The sequence below is a fragment of the Pseudomonas sp. 2VD genome, assembly GCF_005503585.1.
Lineage (GTDB): Bacteria > Pseudomonadota > Gammaproteobacteria > Pseudomonadales > Pseudomonadaceae > Pseudomonas > Pseudomonas aeruginosa.
Genome location: NZ_SCND01000363.1, coordinates 1 through 5,915, shown reverse-complemented (window position 1 = coordinate 5,915; position 5,915 = coordinate 1). Strand labels below are relative to the sequence as shown.

At 67.7% G+C, this 5,915-nt stretch carries 5 protein-coding genes and 1 pseudogene; 2 read left to right on the top strand and 4 right to left on the bottom strand.

All coding sequences use genetic code 11. The features are described from left to right. Positions 1-705: 3-deoxy-7-phosphoheptulonate synthase (locus FFS27_RS27095; RefSeq protein ID WP_137952329.1), on the bottom strand; the 705-nt coding region annotated here is incomplete at its 3' end. A 175-nt stretch (positions 706-880) separates the two neighbouring features. Here FFS27_RS27095 and FFS27_RS27090 point away from each other — a divergent pair. Beyond that, the gene (locus FFS27_RS27090) at positions 881-1,630 is read left to right on the top strand and encodes a spermidine synthase (protein ID WP_003130813.1); all 750 of its coding nucleotides are present in this window, start codon (positions 881-883) and stop codon (positions 1,628-1,630) included. 26 nt (positions 1,631-1,656) lie between these two features. Here the strand turns inward: FFS27_RS27090 and FFS27_RS27085 are convergent, their stop codons facing one another. Next, positions 1,657-2,448, bottom strand: coding sequence for a crotonase/enoyl-CoA hydratase family protein (locus FFS27_RS27085; protein ID WP_015502711.1), 792 nt, complete (start codon positions 2,446-2,448; stop codon positions 1,657-1,659). A 310-nt stretch (positions 2,449-2,758) separates the two neighbouring features. Here FFS27_RS27085 and FFS27_RS27080 point away from each other — a divergent pair, with 310 nt between their 5' ends. Further along, entirely contained in the window at positions 2,759-4,462 is a 1,704-nt protein-coding gene (locus tag FFS27_RS27080; protein ID WP_003119873.1) for a DEAD/DEAH box helicase, read from the top strand. 366 nt (positions 4,463-4,828) lie between these two features. On the opposite strand, the gene FFS27_RS27075 is transcribed toward FFS27_RS27080, so the two are convergent. Beyond that, complete coding sequence (locus tag FFS27_RS27075; RefSeq protein ID WP_003109673.1) at positions 4,829-5,599, bottom strand: DODA-type extradiol aromatic ring-opening family dioxygenase; 771 nt, start codon at positions 5,597-5,599, stop codon at positions 4,829-4,831. A 90-nt stretch (positions 5,600-5,689) separates the two neighbouring features. After that, a pseudogene (locus FFS27_RS27070) lies at positions 5,690-5,915 on the bottom strand (LysR family transcriptional regulator); the annotation flags it as partial.

Sequence of the window (5,915 nt, the reverse complement as noted above, 5' to 3'; positions counted from 1 at the left end):
CGCTTCGTGGGCGGTGAAGAAGCTGGTTTCGCGGAGCTGCGGCGCGCTGTCCAGGCCGCAGGCGCGCATGAAGGCGAGGGTCTCGTCGATGCGGTCGGCGAGTTGCTGGTAGCGCTCGGCCAGCGCCGAGTTGGCGATGAAGTCGAGGTTCCAGCGGTGCACCTGGTGCAGGTCGGCGAAGCCGCCCTGGGCGAAGGCGCGCAACAGGTTGAGGCTGGCGGTGGACTGGTGGTAGGCCTGCAACAGGCGCTCCGGGTCCGGCACGCGGCTCTTCTCGTCGAAGCCGATGCCGTTGACGATGTCGCCGCGATAGGCGGGCAGGGTCACGCCGTTCTGCGTTTCGTCGCCGGAGGAGCGCGGCTTGGCGAACTGGCCGGCCATGCGCCCGACCTTCACTACCGGGCAGCCGGCGGCGAAGGTCATTACCACCGCCATCTGCAACAGTACCTTGAAGGTATCGCGGATCTTCGCCGCGGAAAATTCGGCGAAGCTTTCCGCGCAATCCCCGCCCTGGAGCAAGAAGGCGCGTCCGGCGGTGACTTCGGCGAACTGCCGGCGCAGCTCGCGAGCCTCGCCGGCGAAGACCAGCGGCGGGTATCCGGCGAGGGTCTGCTCGACCCTGGCCAGGTGCGCGGCATCGGGGTACTCGGGTTGTTGCTGGATCGGCTTGGCCCTCCAGCTCTCGGGGCTCCAGGACTGGCTCATCTACGACTCTTGGCAATGCTCGGGAAAGCGGATTGCGGCATGGTAGAGCAGCTCGCCGCAGCGCCGCCAGCGATCGTTGCAATAGCGGAAATCCATCGTCGGGCCGGCTTTGCTATGCTGCGGTGCTTTTGCCGGAGCGCCTGGCGATAGCCGGCGAAGCGGCGGGGGGAGGTGAGTGGTGAGCGAAGAACGTCTGCTGGTCGAGGAGCGCGACGAATACGGGGTCATCCGGGTCATCGAGTCCGGCGACTATCGCTTCCTCGAGTTCGGCGACGGTGTCGAGCAGAGCTGCGTGTTCATGCCCGATCCGGCCTGGCTGGAATACGACTACACCCGCGCCATGCTGCTCGGCGGGCTCTGTCATTCGCAACCGCGTCGCGCGTTGTTCCTCGGTTTCGGCGCCGGCAGCCTGACCCAGGCCTGCCTGAGCCACCTGCCGCTGGAGGAGGCCGAGGCCATCGAGCTGCGCCCGGCGATTCCGCGCCTGGCCCGCGAGCATCTGGGGCTGCGCGACGACCCGCGCCTGCGATTGCGCATCGGCGATGCACTGGAGAGCCTGGGCGAATGCGCGGAGGCCGACCTGATCTTCCTCGACCTCTATACCGATACCGGCCCGTCGGCCGCGCACCTGGCCTGGAATTTCCTCGGCGCCTGCCAGGAGCGCCTCGCCGAGGATGGCTGGCTGGTGATCAACCAGTGGAGCGGTACCGATGGCAAGCCGCTGGGCGCGCCGCTGCTGCGCGGGCGCTATCACCATCATTACTGGGAGTGTCCGGTGGCCGAGGGCAACGTGGTGATGCTGGTGCCGGCGAACCTGGCCCTCGAACTCGACCAGGAAGCCCTGCGGACGCGTGCCGCGGCGCTGGAGCCGCAACTCGGCTATTCGTTGCAGGGCTATATCGACAGCCTGCGCCCGGCCCAGTAGCCAGGGCGCGCGGACAAGGGTCCAGTCTAGCGTCCTTCGAAGCGTCCCGGGCGGCGTTCCTGGAGCGCGCGCAGGCCTTCCTTGGCGTCCTCGCTGTCGAGCAGGCGCCTGGCGGCTTCCGGCAACGCAGCGGCGGCGACCGCTTCGCCTTCCAGCAGGGCCTGGCGCGCCGAGCCGAGGGTGGCGCGCACGCCGAGCGGCGCCTGGGCCGCGACCCGTTCGGCGAGAGCGACGGCGTGGTCGAGGAGGTCTTCCGGGGCGGTGACTTCCTGCACCAGGCCGAGACGATAGGCTTCGTGGGCGTCGAATTCGTCGCCGGTGAGCAGCCAGCGCATGGCGTTGCCCCAGCCGGCGACCTGGTGCATGCGCAGTGTCGCGCCACCGAACGGGAGGATTCCGCGCTGCACTTCGAGCTGGGCGAAGCGCGCGTTGCTGGCGCAGAGGTTGATGTCGGCCGCCAGCATCAGTTCGATGCCGATGGTGTAGCAGTAGCCTTGCACGGCCACCACCAGCGGCTTGCTTGGACGCCGGCCGCCGAAGGTGCCCCAGGGATCGACGGCGCCTTCGGGGAGTTTCCAGCCCTGGCGGAAGGTCTCGCCGACATTGGCCAGGTCCAGCCCGGCGGTGAAATGCTCGCCGTGGGCGAAGAGCAGGGCACAGCGCAACTGGTCGTCGGCCTCGTATTCACCGAGCGCGGCGACCAGGTCGTCGAGCATCGGCAGGTCGAAGGCGTTGCGCTTGGCCACGCGGTCGAGGCCGAGCAGCAGCAGGTGGCCGCGCCGTTCGCGGCTGATGCGTCCTGGGAGGGTGTCGTTCATGCGGCGGTTTCCTGGCGGGGGGCGGGCAACGTCGGTATAGACGTCTGGAATCGGGATGTCCATTGTCAGTCTCTCCGATGACGCATGTCGGAAAAAACGCACACAAACGTCAAAATTCCGGTATGATGCGCGCCGGTCAAAACTGACCCCGTTCAGGACCTGCATTTTTCGGAGCGCTGTGCTCTGGCTGTGTATCCGCTCTGCGGATTTCCTTTACGTAATCTTCTAATTCAAAAGCAATCTCGCAAATCCCCGCCCCAGCTGCCTGGGTGGCCGTTTCGGCCGTACAGGGCATGAGCAGCCATGGGTCATGGGTCTTTGCGGATGTATACGAGGCAAACCCATGACTCAGGAAACCGTCGGCTTCGCCGCGCTCGGTATTCACCCCAATGTGCTCGCGGCAATCGTCGCCGTAGGCTACGAAGAGCCTTCGCCTATCCAGGCTCAATCGATTCCGCTGATCCTCGAAGGCCACGACATGATCGGCCAGGCGCAGACCGGTACCGGCAAGACCGCCGCGTTCGCCCTGCCGCTGCTGTCGCGCATCGACCCGAGCCGTCGCGAGCCGCAGATGCTGGTGCTGGTGCCGACCCGCGAGCTGGCCCTGCAGGTCGCCACCGCCTGCGAAACCTATTCCAAGCAATTGCCGGGCGTCGGCGTGGTCGCCGTCTACGGCGGCGCGCCCATGGGGCCGCAGCTGAAGGCCCTGCGCCAGGGCGCACAGATCCTCGTCGCTACCCCCGGCCGCCTGTGCGACCACCTGCGCCGCGACGAGAAGCTGCTGGCCACCGTCCAGCGCCTGGTGCTCGACGAAGCCGACGAGATGCTCAAGCTCGGCTTCATGGACGACCTGGAAGTGATCTTCGAGGCGCTTCCCGAATCGCGCCAGACCGTGCTCTTCTCGGCGACCCTGCCGGCGTCCATCCGTGGCATCGCCGAGCGCCACCTGAAGCAGCCCAAGCACGTCAAGATCGCCGCCAAGACCCAGACCGTGGCGCGCATCGAGCAGGTCCACCTGATGGTCCATGCCGACCAGAAGGCCGGTTCGATCCAGCGCCTGCTGGAAGTCGAGCAGTTCGACGCGCTGATCGCCTTCGTCCGCACCAAGCAGGCCACCCTCGACTACGCCGAATTGCTCGAGCGCCAGGGCTACCGCGCCGCCGCGCTCAACGGCGACATGCCGCAGGCCCAGCGCGAGCGGGTCATCGAGTCGCTGAAGGACGGTTCGCTGGACATCGTCATCGCCACCGACGTTGCTGCCCGGGGCCTGGACGTACCGCGCATCACCCACGTGCTGAACATCGACATGCCCTACGACCCCGAGTCCTACGTGCACCGCATCGGCCGTACCGGCCGTGCCGGTCGGGAAGGGCGCGCGCTGTTGCTGGTGACTCCGCGCGAGCGGCGCATGCTGCAGGTGATCGAGCGGGTCACCGGGCAGAAGGTCGGCGAAGTCCGCCTGCCGGATGCCGAGACCGTACTGGAGGCCCGCCTGGCGCGCCTGGCCGCGAGCCTGACGCCCTTGCTCGACAGCGCCGTCGAGCAGCGCGGCGCGGTGCGCGACGAGCTGTGCCGTCGCCTCGGCTGCGATGCCGAGACCCTGGCCGCCGCACTGCTGGCGCGCCTGACCGCCGGCAAGGCGCTGGACCTGGAGTCGGTGCGCCGCGAACAGCCGCTGACCCCATCGGCACCGCGCGAGCGTGCCGACCGTGGCGAACGCGGCGAGCGTCCGGAGCGCAGCGGCGAGCGTCGTCCGATGGCGCCGCCGAGCGAAGGCCGTGCCCGCTGCCGCACCGCCCTCGGCGCGCGCGACGGGGTCGCAGCGAAGAACCTGCTGGGCGCGATCCTCAACGAGGGCGGCCTGTCCCGCGAGGACATCGGTCGCATCCAGATTCGCGATACCTTCAGCCTGATCGAACTGCCCGAGGCCAACCTCGAGCGCCTGCTGACCAAGCTCAAGGACACCCGCGTCGCCGGCAAGGCCCTGCGCCTGCGCCGCTATCGCGAGGACTGAGGTCCAGCGCGATGAACAAAAGCCCCGCTTCGGCGGGGCTTTTTCATGGGCTTGATGTTTGCTGGCCGGGCTGTTTTTCGCGCCTGCCCCGGCTTCTCGTTTCGTCACCCCGGGCGAGTCCCTCTGGCAAGCGTCTAAAGGAAACAAAAGACTCGCCCAGCCGCCAGGGCAGGCACCACGTCGTGCATGCCAGACCTGCACATACCGAAGCCCTGATCTGCCGCCTATCCATGACATCGCGGATAACGCCTATGGCGTTATCCGCGCTACAGGACTATATCGCTCGCGATTTCCTGGCTGCCAGCCGAGTCCACCCAGCTTGCGGCGGGAAGCCAATGCTCTCCGCCAGTCCCACGAGAAGCTCTGTCAATCGAAGCGATAGATATCCATCCCCAACGAGCCCAGGGTAAAGCCGCTGTGCTCGACGCGCATCCCGCCGCCGCCCGCGCCGCGGGCGAAGAACAGCGGCAGCAGGTGCTCGTCGCTGGGGTGGTTGCGCGCCGCCCAGGGCGCCTGCCGGCGGTAGTCGTGAAGCGCGGCCTCGTCGTCGGCCTGGAGCTTTTCCACCATCCAGTCACGGAACTCCCGCGCCCAGGGCGCGATGGCTTCCGGTCCGGCGTGCCAGTCCAGTTCGCCCAGGTTGTGGGTGATGCTGCCGGAACCGATCAGCAGCACGCCTTCCCCGCGCAGTTGGCGCAGGGCCTGGCCGACGCGGCTCTGCAGGGCCGGACCGAGGCGGCTCGGCAGGGACAGCTGGAGCACCGGGATGTCCGCCTGCGGGTACATCAGGCTCAGCGGCACCCAGGTGCCGTGGTCGAATGGTCGCTGTGGGTCGGCCTGGGCCGGCAGGCCGGCGGCCTGGAGCAGTTCGATCGTCCGCTGCGCCAGCGCCGGCGCGCCCTTGGCCGGGTAGCGCACGGCGTAGAGGGGCGGCGGAAAGCCGTAGAAGTCGTGCCAGATATCCGGCGCCGCGGCGCCGGTTACTCGCAGGTCGTCGCTTTCCCAGTGCGCGGAAACCACCAGGATCGCCTTCGGCCGCGGCAGCTCTGTAGCCAGGCGGCGCAGTTGTACGCCGCTGGCGCCCGGTTCGAGGGCGAGCATCGGTGAGCCGTGGGAAATATAGAGAGTCGGTAGCATGATTCACCTCATGACTCGGATGAGCCATGTTCCTCCCTCGATCAATCGAAAACCAGTATATGTTTTTGAGGATACCTATCGATCCAGACGTTAGGTCGCGGTCTCGCGCGCTACGCCGGTTGGGCTTTCCGCCCAGTAGCGCCGATCGTCGAGGATCGCCCGGTCACGCTCGAACGCCAGGGGCAGGCGTTCCCTGAGGAAGTCCACCCAGGTGCGGATCTTGGCGTCCAGGTAGCGCCGCGAGGAGTACAGCACGAACACCTCGCGGACATGCAGTCGATGGCCCGGCAGTAGCCGCAACAGGCTGCCTTCCTGC

Excerpts from the sequence above, each read along its gene's own strand:
- FFS27_RS27080 (WP_003119873.1), top strand. The coding sequence starts at position 2,759 with ATGGGTCTTTGCGGATGTATACGAGGCAAACCCATGACTCAGGAAACC.
- FFS27_RS27075 (WP_003109673.1), bottom strand. The coding sequence starts at position 5,599 with ATGCTACCGACTCTCTATATTTCCCACGGCTCACCGATGCTCGCCCTC.
- FFS27_RS27085 (WP_015502711.1), bottom strand. The coding sequence starts at position 2,448 with ATGAACGACACCCTCCCAGGACGCATCAGCCGCGAACGGCGCGGCCAC.